At 42.5% G+C, this 16,782-nt stretch carries 14 protein-coding genes; 13 read left to right on the top strand and 1 reads right to left on the bottom strand.

Annotated features, from left to right (window positions below; all coding sequences use genetic code 11):
• Positions 1-25 precede the first annotated feature (25 nt).
• The 12 genes from V7L07_RS02635 (at position 26) to V7L07_RS02580 (ending at position 12,010) form a co-directional block, all read left to right on the top strand.
• Positions 26-196 carry a hypothetical protein gene (locus tag V7L07_RS02635; RefSeq protein ID WP_335054790.1) on the top strand — a complete coding sequence of 57 codons (171 nt, stop codon included), beginning with the start codon at positions 26-28 and terminating at the stop codon, positions 194-196.
• A 110-nt stretch (positions 197-306) separates the two neighbouring features.
• Complete coding sequence (locus V7L07_RS02630) at positions 307-1,638, top strand: hypothetical protein (protein ID WP_335054788.1); 1,332 nt, start codon at positions 307-309, stop codon at positions 1,636-1,638.
• A gap of 313 nt (positions 1,639-1,951) precedes the next feature.
• Positions 1,952-3,079 (top strand): succinylglutamate desuccinylase/aspartoacylase family protein, encoded by a 1,128-nt coding sequence (locus V7L07_RS02625; protein WP_335054786.1) that lies wholly within the window; start codon positions 1,952-1,954, stop codon positions 3,077-3,079.
• A 106-nt stretch (positions 3,080-3,185) separates the two neighbouring features.
• Positions 3,186-3,314, top strand: a complete 129-nt coding sequence (locus V7L07_RS02620; protein WP_335054784.1) for a hypothetical protein — start codon at positions 3,186-3,188, stop codon at positions 3,312-3,314.
• 59 nt (positions 3,315-3,373) lie between these two features.
• Positions 3,374-5,827 carry an ATP-dependent helicase gene (locus V7L07_RS02615; protein ID WP_335054782.1) on the top strand — a complete coding sequence of 818 codons (2,454 nt, stop codon included), beginning with the start codon at positions 3,374-3,376 and terminating at the stop codon, positions 5,825-5,827.
• Positions 5,828-6,109: 282 nt separating this feature from the next.
• Positions 6,110-6,820 (top strand): hypothetical protein, encoded by a 711-nt coding sequence (locus tag V7L07_RS02610; protein WP_335054780.1) that lies wholly within the window; start codon positions 6,110-6,112, stop codon positions 6,818-6,820.
• 70 nt (positions 6,821-6,890) lie between these two features.
• Positions 6,891-7,088 (top strand): 50S ribosomal protein L35, encoded by a 198-nt coding sequence (gene rpmI, locus V7L07_RS02605; RefSeq protein ID WP_292760699.1) that lies wholly within the window; start codon positions 6,891-6,893, stop codon positions 7,086-7,088.
• A gap of 19 nt (positions 7,089-7,107) precedes the next feature.
• Positions 7,108-7,464 carry a 50S ribosomal protein L20 gene (rplT, locus tag V7L07_RS02600; protein ID WP_335054778.1) on the top strand — a complete coding sequence of 119 codons (357 nt, stop codon included), beginning with the start codon at positions 7,108-7,110 and terminating at the stop codon, positions 7,462-7,464.
• A gap of 12 nt (positions 7,465-7,476) precedes the next feature.
• On the top strand, positions 7,477-8,292 hold the full coding sequence (locus V7L07_RS02595) for a transporter substrate-binding domain-containing protein (RefSeq protein WP_335054776.1): 816 nt from the start codon (positions 7,477-7,479) through the stop codon (positions 8,290-8,292).
• A 126-nt stretch (positions 8,293-8,418) separates the two neighbouring features.
• A complete protein-coding gene (locus V7L07_RS02590; RefSeq protein ID WP_335054774.1) occupies positions 8,419-8,943 on the top strand; it encodes a tetratricopeptide repeat protein in 525 nt (174 codons plus the stop codon).
• A 394-nt stretch (positions 8,944-9,337) separates the two neighbouring features.
• Complete coding sequence (locus V7L07_RS02585) at positions 9,338-11,320, top strand: primary-amine oxidase (protein ID WP_335054772.1); 1,983 nt, start codon at positions 9,338-9,340, stop codon at positions 11,318-11,320.
• Positions 11,321-11,440: 120 nt separating this feature from the next.
• Positions 11,441-12,010 (top strand): peptidylprolyl isomerase, encoded by a 570-nt coding sequence (locus tag V7L07_RS02580; RefSeq protein ID WP_335054770.1) that lies wholly within the window; start codon positions 11,441-11,443, stop codon positions 12,008-12,010.
• 291 nt (positions 12,011-12,301) lie between these two features.
• Here V7L07_RS02580 and mutS read toward each other — a convergent pair whose 3' ends face one another.
• Positions 12,302-14,920: a DNA mismatch repair protein MutS gene (mutS, locus tag V7L07_RS02575; protein WP_335054768.1), complete on the bottom strand. Its 2,619-nt coding sequence runs from the start codon at positions 14,918-14,920 to the stop codon at positions 12,302-12,304.
• Positions 14,921-15,472: 552 nt separating this feature from the next.
• Here mutS and V7L07_RS02570 point away from each other — a divergent pair.
• Positions 15,473-16,591: a sensor histidine kinase gene (locus V7L07_RS02570; RefSeq protein WP_335054766.1), complete on the top strand. Its 1,119-nt coding sequence runs from the start codon at positions 15,473-15,475 to the stop codon at positions 16,589-16,591.
• Positions 16,592-16,782 lie beyond the last annotated feature (191 nt).

Here is a 16,782-nt window from a genome sequence, read left to right as displayed (position 1 = left end):
TATAGTAGTAAGGAGGGAGATTGGTATGATAGATGACATAACTCTTAGTAATGCCATCATCAACAATCCCCAGATGAAAGTTGAGTTTAATACCAACGCTCAATCAACTCGTCTTAAGAGAACCGGGATTGGATATTTCATCAAAGAAGGGAACAGAGAACAGTTTTTCTATTTCATGTTCCCTGTCCGGGAGTAAGAGACCACCTGTTTTCTGTTGGCGGTTCCCTATTCTCTCTTTAAGAATAATCCCAATTTACAGGCAGTAGAGACGGCGTTTCCCCGTCCTAGCAACAACCCAGAACGTCTATGTTACAAGAAGCCAGCACCCGTCTCATAGTACCAGAACCATCAGAAGACTTAATCGCCAACGAGCCTTGGTCGATAGAAAACTATGCTGATGGCCTCATGGATGAACTCTTTGCCGATATCGACTACATTCTGGATGTTAGTGGTAATCTGCCTTCTCAAGCTGTTAGGCACCACTCTGTTGCTGGGGTTTCTGCCCAAGCCCAACGCCAGTCTCCTCCAGGATATGTGCCTCTGCAAACAGTTACAATACCGCAGATTATTTTACCAAACAGCTTGAATCAGTCAGATGCTCAAGATAAGCATAAGCAATTGAGTACCTTTGTATTTGAAAACGGCGCTGTGAAAGCAGTTAGTAGAAAGCGTCAGAAAATTAGGCCGGCTTGGGGCAAACTGCTGATGGTGGGAACAACTTTAGGCGTGGCGATCGCAGGTATGATTTACCTGGTGCAGTCTGGAGTTGTATATCTTTTAAATGCCAAATTGCCCGAATCAGCGCTTCTAGTGACACAAGCGCAGTCACAGTTACCTGTCAAAACAGAAATTGAGGCAGAGTTAGTTGACTATATGCTCCAATCACTAGCAGTCATAGATAAGCAAGGAGCAACACCCAATCAAAAATCTTTCAGTCGGGGATTCTCCAGTCAGGCAAATAGTAACCAAATAGCCCTTGGTAACGAGCAAACAACAGGTAATCTGCCAGCACTTCCGCTTCTAGCTAACAATACATCATCAGCCTCCAACCGTTCTGGGAGTGTTGTTGAGCGCATCTACGTTCCTGTTTATCAAGCGCCGTCGCCAATGCGCTACGCCCTTCCAGCTATTCCTGGGACTTCTACACTTTTACCACAAGTTGCCAGTGTATTACAGGGATCTCAACCTAATGTTGTGAAAACTGCCCTAAATACAGTAAGACAAGCTGCCAAGCCTGTAACCGTTAATATGTTAGCTGCGGCTGTACGAGCTGAACTCAAGCCTGTGGCCGGGAAAAATGCACCCATTACAGTGCGGCAGACACCTAAGCCTCTGCCTGCATTACCAGTAGTTCCATTACGTGATGCACTCGCCCCAGAGTCAGAACCAACCATTACCCAAGAACAAGTATATCCGCCAACTGCGATCGCAGAGGCTCCGAGTAATACCTTAGAGGGATTGCTAGAGTTGGGCAATAAATCTGCCGCTTTGTTTAAAATTGATGGCGTGACTCGCCGCATCAACATGGGTGAAAGTATCGGGTCAAGCGGTTGGACACTAGTAGATGTTAGTAACGGCGAAGCAGTCATCCGGCGTAACGGCGAAGTGCGATCAATTTACGCAGGTCAGAAATTATGAAGAGTGCTGAGTTCCGAGTGCTGAGTTAAAAGACCGCCCACGTTCGTGCAGCATACGTACCAGAGGGGCGGGTTATCAACCTTCTCCCACATTCAAAGATTCCGCTTAACGTCGGGCGGGGCTTTTACAATAGTGCGAAAGTCAGCCCTACTCAACTTCAAAACTCAGCACTCAGCACTCAGTATGGTGAACGGCAAAACGTCAAATAGCTAGTCTAAAAGTCATTTTCAACTGTACAAGATTTTGGTTGGGGTGGCTTTTAATTCGGTGCAAATAAAGCGATAATTTACTCAAATCATCACTGGGTTGTTTCATGCTGCCAGTTATTGAAAAAATTGTATTACGTCAAATGGCTTCGGGCGATCGCCTGTTTCTCCAAGTTTACAAGTTCGTTGGCGCTAAACCTGGTAAAAAAGTTTACATCCAATCTAATCTACACGGTGCAGAAATTGCTGGTAATGCTGTTATTCACCAACTAATTGAGTTTTTATTAACAATAAATGATACAGATTTAACTGGAGAAATTTGGCTAGTTCCCGTTTGTAATCCAATGGGGACGAATGAGCGCGCTCATCATTTTTCCCCTGGACGTTACTGTATTTACGAAGCTAAGGACTGGAATCGCATATTTTGGGACTACGAAAAAGAAGCTGATGATTTAGTAGCTTTTACTAAATCTCAACTTCATATCGATCTAGAGGTCGTTCGACAAAATTATCTAACTATAATTAAGCAACAATTCGCAAAAATTTTAGAAAAAATTAATTCTCCTAATTCTGTTCCTTACACTGAGGTTTTTAGCTACAAACTACAAAATCTCAGTTTAGATGCAGACTACTTAATTGATTTACATAGTTCTACCAATCACGCTTTAGACTACCTTTATTACTTCCGAAATCGAGAAGATAGTGCAAAATACTTCCTGCTTGATTTCGGAATTTTACTTGATAAATATGATGGTGATGCTTTTGATGAAGCTTTTATCAAACCTTGGTTAGCATTGGAAGCTTGTTTTAAAAGCTTTGGTAGAGAAATCAAGTTTGATGTGGAAGCTTGGACATTAGAATTGGGAACAGGAATGCAAATTAACTCTGATTCAGTTGCTAAAGGAGTGCAGGGTGTAAAAAATTATTTAGCGCAAAAAGGTGTACTGCAAATTTCTAATTCATCGAATGATACGAAAAACCATGAGATGACTTTTGTATCCAGCCGCAACCGGAAAAAATATTATGCGCTCGCAGGCGGGATGATTGAATCTAGAATTGAATTAGGTAGTAGAATTAAAGCTGGAGAAAAGCTGTATCAAATTCTCAGTTTTAATAAAGAAGGGAAGTTACCTACTGTAATTGATGTTTGCGCTCAACAAGATGGATTAGTTTATGATGTCGCAATTAATCAAGCTGTGAATGAAGGTGAATTTGTATTGGGAGTTATTAGTTAGGAAGCTATAGCAATCCGATTTGATTTCTGAATCACTCGTAGAGGTAAGAGACTGGGGACTGGGAAGAAGGAATAAAGGTGTACTGAGTTTTGTTCAAAAATCAAATATGAGTCCTATAATACCGTTTTTTTGTGAAGCTGCATATAATTCACCCCCCGGCTATCGCCGTCCCCCCGATGCCTTGGGGGAACTACAGGGATTAGCCGTCCAATATAGAGATTCTGAATCTGTTTAAATCATAATATGCTATGCAGTTTTGGAATTAAATCCAAAATCTAAAATCTAAAATTTTATATGTCCGACTTTAATTTTACTATTCCTGTTGTTCAAGAATTACTTGACTCAGAATTATCTGAGCGATCGCCTGTTCCTTCTTTACAAGAGAAAATTCTCGCAATCCGCAACAGTCTACGCCCTGGACAGCAGCAAATGGCTGATTGGCAATCTGGGCCTTTGGCGATTTCTGCCGTCCCTGGTGCAGGCAAATCTACGGGTATGGCGGCGGCGGCGGCGATCGCGATCGCCCGTCAGTATGAGCGTTTATCCTTCCGTCGTCAGTTAGTAGTCGTTACCTTTACTCGCTCTGCTGCTGCCAATATTAAAGCCAAGATTCGCAAATTCTTACGAGATGATTTACATTTACCCCAAACGGGCTTTTTTGTCTATACTCTGCATGGTCTAGCGTTGAATATTGCCAACCGCCATTCAGATTTGTCGGGTTTGCAGTTAGAAAATGTCACATTAATTACACCAACCCAAAGTCACCGCTTTATCAGAACTGCTGTAGAACAATGGATTGCAAATAATCCAGACCGATATTTGCGGTTATTAGAAGGTCATCAATTTGACGGAGAAGAGACAGAAAGGTTGCGTCGTCAATCGGTGCTGCGAACAGAAGTATTACCAGAATTAGCAAATACGGTAATTCATGAAGCAAAAAGTTCTGGGATATCGCCAGAATTGTTACGGGAGTGGAGTAAGCAAACCACAGACGAATATGGAATTTTGAGCGTAGCGGCGGGATTGTACGAACAATATCAAAACTTAATGCGATCGCGTGACTTCATTGATTACGACGATATGATTTTAGCCGCACTGCGGGTTTTAGAAAATGACAGTGCCCGTCGCGTTGAGCAAAATCAAGTATTCGCCGTCTTTGAAGATGAAGCCCAAGATTCTAGCCCTCTTCAGACGCAGCTGTTGGAAATTTTGGCAAGTAATCGGGAATATCAGCGAGAGAATTCTTTACTCCCAACTCCCAACTCCCTACTCCCTACTCAGCACTCAGCACTCAGCACTCAGCACTCAGCACTAAATTTAGTCCGAGTTGGCGATCCTAACCAGGCGATTAACTCTACTTTCACCCCAGCCGATCCGATTTATTTTCGGCAATTTTGCGAAGAGTGCGATCGCATCGAACGATTGGCAACGATGGATCAAGCCGGTCGCAGTACTAGAGTTATCATTGAAGCCGCTAACTTTGCCCTCAAATGGATCAATAATCAGTGGTTAGCAGCAACCAACAACAAACAACAAATTCAGGGTAATCGACAAGTACCATTTCGCTTACAGACAATTCGCCCTGTAGAAGCTGGCGATCCGCAAACTAACGCCAACCCCGCAGCAGTAGGGCGAGGACTGGAACTTTATACACCCGATGATATTCATCACACCGTTAAATTGTTATCTCAAAGGGTGATTGAGTTATTTGGCGAAGATCCAACAAAAAATAGTGCAGCAGTTTTAGTCCGAGAAAATCGCCAAGGAAGATGGTTAGCAGAGGCTCTGACATCTGTATGTAAAGAGCATAATATTACACTTTACGATGTCGGCGAACGCGATCGCCGTTCTCATGTTCCTCAAGAAATTTTGGCATTATTGCAATTTTGCGATCGCCCCCACTCCCCCGATTACCTCAAAGCCGCCCTAGAAACATTAGTACAGCGCCAGTTAATTCCTACCCAAGACCTCAACGCCCTTGCTAGTCTTCCAGAAGAGTTTTTGTATCCTAGTCCCCTAGCAGCACCCCAGTCAGAAACGGTACAAAAAGCTGCACGTTTGTGTCGTAGTTTACTCCGCGCTCGTTTGGAATTGCCCTTATACCAGCTAATTTCCTTTCTCGCCTTGACCTTAAATTATGACCAAGCAGAATTGGCAACTGCTGACAAACTCGCAGAACGGGTTAACCAGCAAATAGCTGGCAACAGTTCGATGGGGGGAATGCTTTCAGCTTTAAGTGAAATCGTCAGTTCTGAACGGTTTGAACCAGTGGAAACCGAGGATTCAGAAGAACGTTACACCCGTCGCGGTCAACTGACGATTATCACTATGCACAAAGCCAAAGGGCTGGATTGGGACTATGTATTTCTTCCCTTTCTCCACGAAAACTTGATTCCAGGGAGATTTTGGGTTCCTCCCCAAAGCCAATTCTTGGGTGATTTTACCTTATCAGAAGTAGCCCGCGCCCAAATTCGCGCTACTCTCCACGAAGAATCTGTCATACCGGATGTTAGTCAGGCATGGGAGGTGGCAAAGAATCTGAAAACATCTGAAGAGTATCGTTTACTCTATGTTGCCATGACACGAGCCAAGCTGCTGTTATGGATGTCTGCGGCGCAGAAAGCGCCCTTTACTTGGAGTAAACCGGACAATTTGCAAGAGCAAGCACCTTGTCCGGTGTTTCCGGCATTAAAACGCCAGTTTCCTGAATGTGTGATGAATTTAGGGGCAATGGCCAGGCAAGCATAAGACATGGGGCATTGGAAAGAAATCTCCTTTGTTCCCCTTGTCATCACTCCTTAAATCAAACAAACTATGACAGGACTTACGCATACTATACAATTCTTCGCGTTCTTGGCGGTTCGACAAATTAAGCGTTTTGGCGATTTTTGCGTAAGTCCTATAACAAAAAAACGAACCGCCAAGGACGCAAAGGGCACAAAGGAATAAGAGTTTTAGAGAGTTATTGCGTAAGTCCTAATATGATTGCAATTGCGATATTATCTGTTCAATTTTCAAAAAAAATATATTATGAAATCAATCATCCAAGCATCTGCCGTCATTAAGTCACCCAGAGGAGTTTTCTTGACACTGGTGTTGACAAGCTTGCTATCCTGTGTATTTGGACTCATTGAAAATAATCCTACTGGGGCTATGCCTAGCCCATACAGCACTCAATTATCGCAATTGCAAGCAAACGATTTGCCGAAGGCGATCGCTAATAAAATTTTACGGGATGCTTCCAAAAATTCTGGTGTACCTAGACGGGAATTAGAGATTACCCAAGTCACATCGAAAACCTTTGGTAATCCCTGTGAGTTCAACTTTGGAGAAATTTGTACTAAGGAATACAACCCTGTTGAAGGCTGGGAAGTAGTTGTCAGAGTCCGTCAAGATTCGTGGACTTACCATGCAGATAAATCTAGAAAGCAAATCCTTTTAGATCCGAAAGTGATTACTTTACACACATTGCCGAAAGCGATCACAGATGCAATTTTGAGCGATGCCTCAAGCCGTTCTGGGGTAGAAATTGCTGATTTAAAAATTACTCAAACGACACCAAAAACCTTTGGAAATCTCTGCAAATTTAACTTTGGCGAAGTCTGCACCCAGCAGTCCGATCCCGTGGAAGGCTGGGAAGTGATTGTCAATGTTAAAGAGCAATCTTGGACTTACCATGTGAAGAAATCCGATTCGCAAATAGTTTTAGATCCCAAAGTCAACGCCACTGAAAAAATTTAAATTATTTAATTGCAGTTATGGCAATTTTAATAGTATATAATAATGGATCGTGTCGAATCAAAGCTAGACCATGCCTAAACTAAAGACTCGTAAAGCTGCGGCAAAGCGATTCCGTGCCACCGGTACCGGCAAAATCGTCCGTCGTAAAGCGTTCAAAAGCCACCTTTTAGAGCATAAAAGTTCTAACAAAAAGCGTAGCCTGCGTCAGAGTACCCTTGTACATGAACGCGATGAACTCAATGTGCGCTTGATGCTCCCATATTTGTAAGTATTTTAGGAAATAAGTTATGACTCGGGTAAAACGCGGTAATGTAGCTCGGAAGCGCCGCAATAAAATTCTCAAACTAGCTAAAGGTTTTCGCGGTTCCCATTCAACTCTGTTTAGAACTGCCAACCAACAAGTGATGAAGGCGCTACGGAGTGCCTACCGCGATCGCAAAAAGAAAAAGCGCGATTTTCGTCGCCTCTGGATCACCCGGATCAACGCTGCTTCCAGGCAACACGGCTTGAGTTACAGCCAGTTGATCGGTAACTTGAAAAAAGCTGATATCCAACTAAATCGTAAGATGTTGGCGCAATTAGCAGTCCTCGATCCAGCTAGCTTCGGCAAAGTTGCGGAATTAGCAATTCTAGCTAAAGGATAAAGGTGGCAAGGGATGTATAACAGATGTAGCAGATGGCAAGTAATTACTCGGTTACATCTGGTATTATCCGCCACTATTTTTTTGATTTTTTGCTTTTCCATAATGGAGACAGGATTAACTGCATCTGCTACCGAAATGTCAGAAATTCAGCAGCGGGGCTATTTAAATGTTGCTGTTAAAGATAACTTGCGTCCCTTGGGGTTTAAAGACGGTAACGGGAATTTGCAAGGCTTAGAAATTGACTTAGCAAAGCGTTTGGCAGTTGATTTGGTTGGTAAAGCCGATGGTGTCAAATTTCAACCTGTAGCGAATCGCGATCGCCTGTCTGTAGTCTTAGACAAGAAAGTTGATTTTGCGATCGCTAGAGTCACAGCAACCGAATCTCGCAGCCGCATAGTTAGTTTCAGTGTTCCCTACTATTTCGATGGCACTGTATTAGTTACAAAAAACACCTCTGTGCAGCAGTTGAATGATTTGGCAAAACAAAAAATTGCCGTACTCAACAACTCTAGTACTATTGCTCAAGTGCGGTACTATCTGCCAAACGCCGAGTTAGTCGGAGTAAATTCTTATGAAGAAGCGCGAGAGGAAATAGAAAATAATGCCGTTGCTGCCTTTGCCGCAGATGCTAGCGTTTTGAGCGGTTGGGTACAACAATATCCTCAATATCGCCTACTGCCAACCAAGCTATCAACTGAACCCTTGTCTATAGTAATGCCCAAGGGATTGCAATACGATGAGTTCAGACGAAACGTGAATCAAGCGATCGCTCGTTACTTAGAAAACGGTTGGCTCCAGCAACGCGCTCAATATTGGGGTTTACCATAAATTAGTTAGGAGTTAGGAGTTAGCAATTAGCAATTAATACTTAAGATAATTATCCTTACCTCCCTCATACCCAATAGGCTGATAATAGATTACAAAAGCAACTTTATAATATTTGTATTTGCAGCAATGGATAACAGTCTAGCCGTTGTTTATCTCTCAATTTTGGTAGTTATACTCACAATTGCAGCCGTGAGTGTGTTTCGCCAGATTTTCAAAACCCGCAAGGTTGAAGGCTCTTTTGCAAGATTGCGAAAGAAATTAGAGAAAGAAAAAGGCACGACTCAAGAATATTATGAGTTAGGCAGTATTTATTCAGAAAAAAAATTGTACTCTCAAGCGATCGCGCTATTTCAAAAAGCTCTCAAAGCTGCCGAAGAAGAGGGAGAAGAAGATATCGCCCCCATTTACAACGGACTGGGTTATATTTATTTCACCCAAGAGCAATATGACCTAGCAATTCGTCAGTACAAAGAAGCTCTCAAAGCTAAACCAGACTACGTGACAGGATTGAATAATCTCGGTCACGCCTATGAGAAGAAAAAATTAACTACTCAGGCATTACAAAGTTACGAAGAAGCACTCAAATTAGCTCCAAATAACCCTATTGCTAAACGTCGTGCTGAATCTTTGCGCCGTTTGGTTTCGGCTTAATTGCTGAAGCGTCAAATATAGCGGTTATCAGTTGAGTGCAATACATACCTAACCCCCAGCCCCTTCCCTATAAGGGAAGGGGAGTGAGATTCAAAGCCTCTCTCCTTTTAGGAGAGAGGTCAAACTGTACTGGAATAAGGAATATATGAGAGCATTTCACTTAATATCTAGCCCTGGCGAATAAAATTCGCGGCTATACGAGACTTTACCCACCTGCGTGGGTTTCCTATTTCTTTAGTCCGCGCAGGCGGACTTGGTTTGTGTAGCCGCGATTTCTAATCGCCAGGTATATTTGCTTTTTGCAAATTAATTTGGCTTTAGCCTCTTAATTTATCGGTTTTCAATCTTAGGCTTGGAAATAGATAACTATAAGTCTTTTGTAAAAATGTAAAAGATGATTAAGCGGCTAAAGCGTTTTTTATGGCTATCTATTGCGATTATTTCCATCATTTCTATCTCAATCGGATTAATGGAAACATTGATGGCTCAACAGCCTTCGATTTACCATCCTCTCACTTCACTAACTGAGGTAGAAATTAGCACAGCTGTTTCGGTCATCAAAAAAGAAAAAAATTTGAGCGAAATGGCAGCTTTTCCACTGATTGCTTTACAAGAACCAGATAAAGAAGAAGTTCTAAATTTTACATCTGGTAAAGCTTTTGGGCGAAAAGCTTTTTTGGTAATCTATGAGCGATCGCTAAATAAAACTTATGAGGGTATCGTAGACCTCACAAACAAAACTTTAAGTTCTTGGAAAGAAATACCCTCTGTTCAACCTGCGATCGTTAATTCAGAATATGAACTAGCAACTCAGATAGTTAAAGCCGATCCGCGATGGCAAAAAGCAATGCAAAAGCGGGGAATTACTGATTTTGAACAAGTCAAAATTAGTTGGTGGGCACCAGGAATTCTGAGTCAACAGGAAGAGGCAACAGGTAATCGTCTTTGTCGCGGCTTATCTTACTACAAAGGCAAAGCCTGGAACTATTATGGTAGTCCCATTGAAGGAGTCGTAGCAACAGTTAATTTGAACACAGGTAAAATCGCTAGTTTTATTGATAAAGGAAATGTACCTTTCTCTAAAGAAAATTGGAACTACGATATCAAATCCTTGGGCAAATTACTTTCACCACTGAAAGTATTGAAGATTGTACAACCTAATGGTCAAAGTTTCCAAATTCAAGACAATGAAATTAGCTGGCAAGGTTGGAAATTTCGCTATTCAATGCATCCTCGTAATGGATTAATGCTGTACCAAGTAGCATACAACGACGGGGAAAATATTCGACCAGTTTTATACCGTGCTAGCCTATCAGAAATGGTAGTACCTTATGGCGATCCTGAGCCTACTTGGTCATTTAGAAATGCCTTTGATGTTGGAGAATATAACTTAGGTTTACTAGCAAATACGATGGAATTGGGTAAGGAAATTCCTGAAAATGGCCTGTTGCTAAATGCTGTATTTGCTAATGAGCAGGGAGAACCTTATAAAATCCCAGGGGTTATCGGTATCTACGAGCGCGATCGCGGAATGCTCTGGAAACATTATGAGTATAATACTCAGCGTAATGATGTCCGTCGCAGTCGAGAATTAGTCATGACGATGACGGTAGCTGTTGACAACTATGATTACAGCATCAATTGGATCTTTCACCAAGATGGGACTTTGGAAATCCAAAATGAGTTAACAGGTATCGTGCTGGCGCAGGGAACGGCTGCCCAAAAGCAATCTGAGGATGATTCCCACGGTAGGTTAATTGCTAAGAATATCTTCGGAGTCAATCACCAACACTTTTTCAACTATCGCCTAGATTTCGATGTCGATGGTCAGGCTAATTCGGTGATGGAAATGAATGTGAAAGCTTTGCCGATGGATGAGAAAAATCCTTTAGGAAATGTGATCGCACTTTCAGAAACCCCACTAGCTAAAGAAACATCTGCGGTGCGCGATTTGGATCTGAAAAGCAGTCGGGAATGGATGATTGTTAGTGCAGACAAAAAGAATACTCTCGGCGCTGCACCTGGATATATGCTGATGCCTGGTGGAAACTCGATGTTTTTCCCTGTGGAAGGCTCAAAAATCCGAGAACGAGCAGAATTTGCAACTCATCACGTCTGGGTAACAAAATATAAACCTAGTGAACTTTATGCTGGGGGAGATTATCCCAACCAAACTCGATCAGGACAGGGTTTGCCCAAATATATTGCAGACGATGAAGCCCTGATGGGTGAAGATATCGTACTGTGGTACACAATGGGCGTAACTCATATTCCGCGATCGGAAGATTGGCCTGTGATGCCTGTTCACCGAGTTGGCTTTAAGCTAGTCCCTAAAGGATTCTTTAGCCGGAATCCAGCGATAAATTTGCCAGAGTAAAATATTTGTTGGCTCAAGTTTCCTCCCTTCAGGTTTTTTGTCATGTCTAAAGGCAGTAACTTGAATGCTGATAAACTTATATAGGTCAAATACAGGCACTTGTTAAAAGTAGGATATCTAATGAGCTTTCCAGAAATTAATATTCCCGGTGATGGCAAGCTGCACGCTCGCTTAATTACTTCTTTAGGTGAAATTGTAGTTCGTTTGGAAGAAGAGCGAACCCCCAACACCGTCAAAAATTTTGTTGGTCTAGCAACCGGAACAATCGACTGGAAAGACCCTAAAACTGGTGAATCTGGTAAGGGAACTCCAGCTTACAATGGGGTTCGCTTTCACCGGGTCATCCCTAATTTTATGATTCAGTGTGGCGATCCTCTGAGTCGTTATCTAGATACAGCCAACCGATGGGGTACTGGTGGCCCAGGATATCAATTTGAAGATGAGTTTCATCCTGAATTGAGACACACTGGTGCAGGTATCCTGTCGATGGCTAATGCCGGACGCGGTACTAATGGTTCGCAGTGGTTCATTACAGAAGCACCAACGCCTCACCTTGACAACAAACACAGTGTTTTTGGTGAAGTTGTCCAAGGTCTAGATATAGTTAAGAAGATTGCTAATGTGCCTACAACTAGAGATCGTCCGAATCAAGAAGTGGTGTTACAAAAAGTAGAAATTTTTCGGCAGTAATTAACACTTCGGTTTGTAGTACGCCTGTAGGGGCATGGTACTGCCCATTAGTGTCTACTTAAGCTGAAACTCCTTTAAAACCACGTTTCCAGCCTCCGGCTGGAAATGCAACTCAAAAGCGGCTCTGCCGCCAGTAAGAGAGGCAAAGCCTCAACGACGAGCATTCCCAGTCTCCGACTGGGAACGAGATAAACATCATATCCGGTTGAATAATTGTCATTGCAAACGGAGTGAAACAATCTGCGAACCCTTGCGATTGCTTCACTTTTTTGTGTACCTTGCGGGAAGTGCTTAACCATCAAGATTTTGCAGTCCCATCGCAATCTTACTGTGTTTTTCAATTTGCCCCATGACTTGTTTTGCCCGTTGAATAACTACAGCCGGTAAACCCGCCAATCTTCCCGCTTCAATTCCATAAGACTTATCAGCACCTCCTGGTTGGACTTGGTGCAAAAATATAATTTGGTCGGGTAATTCTTTCACCGTCACCTGATAGTTAGCTACATTCGGTATAATGCTAGCCAGTTCATTTAACTCGTGGTAATGGGTGGCGAAAATTGTGCGTGAACGAATATCCACTGCTATATATTCTGCCACCGCCCAAGCTATGGAAAGACCATCAAATGTTGCTGTCCCGCGACCAATTTCATCTAATAATACCAGCGATCTAGATGTAGCATGATTGAGAATATTGGCGGTTTCATTCATCTCCACCATGAAGGTAGATTGACCAGTCGCTAAATCATCTACTGCACCAACACGGGTGAAAATGCGATCGCATATTCCCAATCTAGCAAACTTCGCTGGTACAAAACTACCAATCTGCGACATTAACTGAATTAATCCCACCTGCCGCAAATAACAACTTTTGCCGCTAGCGTTTGGCCCAGTGAGGATAATCAAATCGGGGAGTCGGGAGTCGGGAGTCGGGAGTGGGTAAATTTCTTCTTCACTATTCCCTACTCCCAATTCCCCACTCCCCAATTGCGTCGAATTCGGCACAAAGAACCCCGCAGGTAAAGACTGTTCCACCACCGGATGACGCCCATCAACAATATTTATCTCCCTTCCTGGCAACATTTCGGGACGACAGTAACCTTGATGCACCGCCAACTCAGCCAAACCACACAACACATCCGCTGCCGCCACTGCACGAGACAGATTGCGAATTACTTCCGCTTCTTGTGCTACCTCTTCCCGCAACGCCGTAAAAATCTCATATTCCAACTGATTTAAATCATCTCGCGCCGTGAGAATCCGGGCTTCTCGTTCCTTTAAATCGGGGGTGATGTAACGTTCCTCATTGGTCAGGGTTTGCTTGCGGATATAATTAGCGGGTACTTGGTCAGCTTTGTTGCGGGAAATACTGATATAATAACCAAAGGTTTTGTTAAATCCTACCTTCAGTGTCGAAATTCCTGTCTTGGCTCTCTCATCAACTTCCAAGTTCGCAATCCATTGCTGGTCTGCTTCTACAGTCGCCTTTCTTTCATCCAACAGGGGATTTACACTAGGGCGAATTAATCCACCTTCTTTAATTAGTATGGGTGGTGAATCTACAAGATGTGCGTGTAACTTTTGTGCCAATTCTTCCAACACACTTGGGACTTTCTGCAAAGCTTTCAGGAAGGGGGAACGCGTCTCAATTACTAAGTTGGATAATTCCGGTAAGCGTGAGAGAGAATCTGCCAAAGCTACTAAATCTCTAGCATTCGCTGTACCAGAACCCGCCCTTCCGGTGAGGCGTTCCAAATCATAAATTTGCCTTAATAAATACCGCAAATCTTGACGCAGAGGCGTATTTTCCATCAATTCTTGGATGGTATCTTGCCGCGCCCGAATGCCTTTAATATCGAGTAGGGGTTGCAATAACCACCGCCGCAAAGCCCGTCCACCCATTGCTGTACTAGTTTTATCTAATGCCCAAAGTAGGGAACCATGAAAAGTGCCATCCCGGACGGTTTGGGTAATTTCTAGGTTACGGCGGGTTTGATTGTCAACAATTAGATAGTCGGTGACAGTGTAGCTGCGGAGTCTCTGAAGAGTGACTGGGTTTTCTTTTTGAGTATCTTCCAGGTATTCCAGAAGACCGCCAGCTGCACGAACGGCGAGGGGAAGATGATCGCAACCGAGTCCTTCGAGCGATCGCACCTTAAATTTCTGCAATAATCTAGGTCTAGCTTCACCTTGAGAAAAGGGTAGTTGCGATCGCAAACTATAACAAAATGATGGTGGCAAACACTCCGGCAGATGTGGCGAAGTCTCTCCCGGACGCAGCAAACTACCCAAATCGGGCGCATTTGTCGGCACTAACACCTCTGAAGGTTGCAAGCGCATTAATTCTTGTGTCAAATGTTCTAAATCACTACCTTGTGTGGTAAGAAATTCACCTGTGGAGATGTCTGCATAAGCTAAACCCCAATGATTTGCGGCAATTACTACTGCTGCTAAGTAATTATTGCGACTGGATTTCAGCATTCCTTCTTCTAGCAAAGTGCCGGGGGTCAGGATGCGCGTTACTTCCCGTCGCACCAATCTCCCAGCAGCCTCAGAAGCATCTTCCACTTGGTCACAAATTACCACTGCATAGCCTTTTTCCACCAGCATCGTCGCATAGCGTTCCCAAGCATGATGCGGAACACCAGACATCGCCACTCGTCCTTGTTCTCCAGCTTGCTTACTAGTGAGAACTAATTCCAATTCTTGCGCTAGTTTGACAGCATCTTGGAAATAGCATTCAAAGAAATCTCCTACCCGATACAGCAATACCGCGTGAGGATATTTATCCTTCGTTTCGACATAGTGCAGGTACATTTGACTTAGCTTGCTGCGGTCTACCTGTTGATGGTCGGAAATAAAAGTACTTGCGTCGGGTTTGGTAGATGGAGTTTCAGAGTGAGAAGCGGTCATAGATGCTATTGAGTTACGCGCGGAAATTCCACAATATCCGATGATGTTAGAAATGAGTGGCGATGCCTACGACGGGCTATGCCTACGCTCAAGGATATTTTACCTTTATCTGAACAATGGTGCTGAGGTATTTGCGTGACACAAGGGAACATCCAACTAAACAGTATGTTGACTTCTGTCTTCTACGCTAAAAGCAATTATAGAGTGAAAATTCAGGAGTGCTGAGTGCGATTATTACTTTTTTTTACTCAGCACTCATTACTCAGCACTCAGCACTCATTACTCAGCACTGCTTCGGTGATAGTGTATTCATACACAAAATAATTTGAACCTAAAAAATGCTAAAACGTAGATATAGCAATAGTTTATAAACGATTCATCAATTTTTTACATCTATTTCGGTTCAATACCATGTTAAGCTCTGCAATTGTTCAGTCCTTCATTATCACCCTAATTACTCTTGGCGCTTGGATAATGGGACTATCCATTCTCAGGACTCAAAAAATTCTCAAATTATTTAAGACAGAACCAGACAAACTGAGTTGGAAAATCATGTTTTTACTCATGGTTTTTTTTCTCGGCGGTTATTCGTTATGCATCTATTTAACAATTGCAAAGCTGATTGAATGGATACCATTGCTCACTGGCATGGTTTTCTTTTTCGGAGCATTATTCGTCTTTTTTAGCGTTACTATCTATTACCATACACTGCAACGATTGTTTCTAGCACAGGAAAAATACCGTACAGCAAAAGAAAATGCAGAGTCAACTTTATTTAAATTACAAGAAACTCAGCAAGCTCAAATGCAATTAATTCAACGCGAAACTATGTTGGCGTTAGGAACAATGGTTGCTGGGGTTGCCCACGAAATTAATAATCCAGTGAGTTTTATTCATGGGAATTTAGAATATCTTCATCAGTATAGCTATGACTTACTAAACCTTCTAGCAACTTATGCTTCTGTATATCCAAATCCAGATGTCAAAATAGTCAAGGCTCTTGCTAACAGCGACTTGAGCTTTATTCAAAGCGACTTGCCAAAGCTGCTGAAATCCATGCAGGTTGGCACAACTCGTATTGGAGAAATTGTAGAATTGCTCTCAAATTTCTCACGTTTGAATGAAGCTGACTATAAAAAAGCTGACATCCATCAGGGTATTGATAGTACACTAGTCATTTTGCAGCATCGGCTTAACGGTTCTTCTAGTAATAGCAAACCTATTTTAGTGATTAAAGAGTATGGGAACATTCCTAAGATTTTTTGTAATCCTCGCTGTTTAAATCAAGTATTTTTAAATTTAATTAATAATGCCATTGATGCCTTAATTAAAAAAGCAGATATTCTTGGTAAAACTACAGATGAAACACCAACTATTTTGATTCATACATTTCATTCTGAGGACAATCAAATCACTATCTCAATCGCCGATAATGGTTGTGGCATGAGTGAAGAGATTTGCCAGAGCATTTTTCAACCTTTTTTTACTACTAAGCCTGTTGGTCAAGGAACTGGTTTAGGTTTGTCTATTAGCCATCAAATTATCGTTGAGCAACATGGTGGCTCTATCAAATGCACTTCCATTGCAAACCAGGAAACTAAAATCGATATTATACTTCCAATTAAACAAGTAGAAAATAGCAATTATAGTAATGCCTATTCTACAAAATAAAATATCCGGTGGGACACTTTTTGCAGGCTTGTGCTTCCCATTTATCCTCTTAGGACTTACGCAATCATAGCTAAAAATGAAGCCCTTGCAATTACTTAGCTTCTCTACTAGAGGCTGCACCGACGCTCGTAATGGTCTAAAATAGCAGTCCATACGTAAGTACTGAGAGACAATATAAATTATCCGTCTTT

This window comes from Nostoc sp. (assembly GCF_036916985.1).
Taxonomy (GTDB): Bacteria; Cyanobacteriota; Cyanobacteriia; order Cyanobacteriales; family Nostocaceae; genus Nostoc.
The sequence above is the reverse complement of the archived record's forward strand: the minus strand, read 5'-3'. Positions and strand labels throughout refer to the sequence as shown.

What these genes read in the sequence shown, in the direction of transcription:
- V7L07_RS02630 (WP_335054788.1), top strand. Translation starts at nt 307, where the DNA reads ATGTTACAAGAAGCCAGCACCCGTCTCATAGTACCAGAACCATCAGAA.
- V7L07_RS02625 (WP_335054786.1), top strand. Translation starts at nt 1,952, where the DNA reads ATGCTGCCAGTTATTGAAAAAATTGTATTACGTCAAATGGCTTCGGGC.
- V7L07_RS02580 (WP_335054770.1), top strand. Translation starts at nt 11,441, where the DNA reads ATGAGCTTTCCAGAAATTAATATTCCCGGTGATGGCAAGCTGCACGCT.
- V7L07_RS02570 (WP_335054766.1), top strand. Translation starts at nt 15,473, where the DNA reads ATGTTTTTACTCATGGTTTTTTTTCTCGGCGGTTATTCGTTATGCATC.
- rplT (WP_335054778.1), top strand. Translation starts at nt 7,108, where the DNA reads ATGACTCGGGTAAAACGCGGTAATGTAGCTCGGAAGCGCCGCAATAAA.
- V7L07_RS02590 (WP_335054774.1), top strand. Translation starts at nt 8,419, where the DNA reads ATGGATAACAGTCTAGCCGTTGTTTATCTCTCAATTTTGGTAGTTATA.
- V7L07_RS02585 (WP_335054772.1), top strand. Translation starts at nt 9,338, where the DNA reads ATGATTAAGCGGCTAAAGCGTTTTTTATGGCTATCTATTGCGATTATT.
- rpmI (WP_292760699.1), top strand. Translation starts at nt 6,891, where the DNA reads ATGCCTAAACTAAAGACTCGTAAAGCTGCGGCAAAGCGATTCCGTGCC.
- V7L07_RS02635 (WP_335054790.1), top strand. Translation starts at nt 26, where the DNA reads ATGATAGATGACATAACTCTTAGTAATGCCATCATCAACAATCCCCAG.
- V7L07_RS02620 (WP_335054784.1), top strand. Translation starts at nt 3,186, where the DNA reads ATGAGTCCTATAATACCGTTTTTTTGTGAAGCTGCATATAATTCACCC.
- mutS (WP_335054768.1), bottom strand. Translation starts at nt 14,920, where the DNA reads ATGACCGCTTCTCACTCTGAAACTCCATCTACCAAACCCGACGCAAGT.
- V7L07_RS02610 (WP_335054780.1), top strand. Translation starts at nt 6,110, where the DNA reads ATGAAATCAATCATCCAAGCATCTGCCGTCATTAAGTCACCCAGAGGA.
- V7L07_RS02595 (WP_335054776.1), top strand. Translation starts at nt 7,477, where the DNA reads ATGTATAACAGATGTAGCAGATGGCAAGTAATTACTCGGTTACATCTG.
- V7L07_RS02615 (WP_335054782.1), top strand. Translation starts at nt 3,374, where the DNA reads ATGTCCGACTTTAATTTTACTATTCCTGTTGTTCAAGAATTACTTGAC.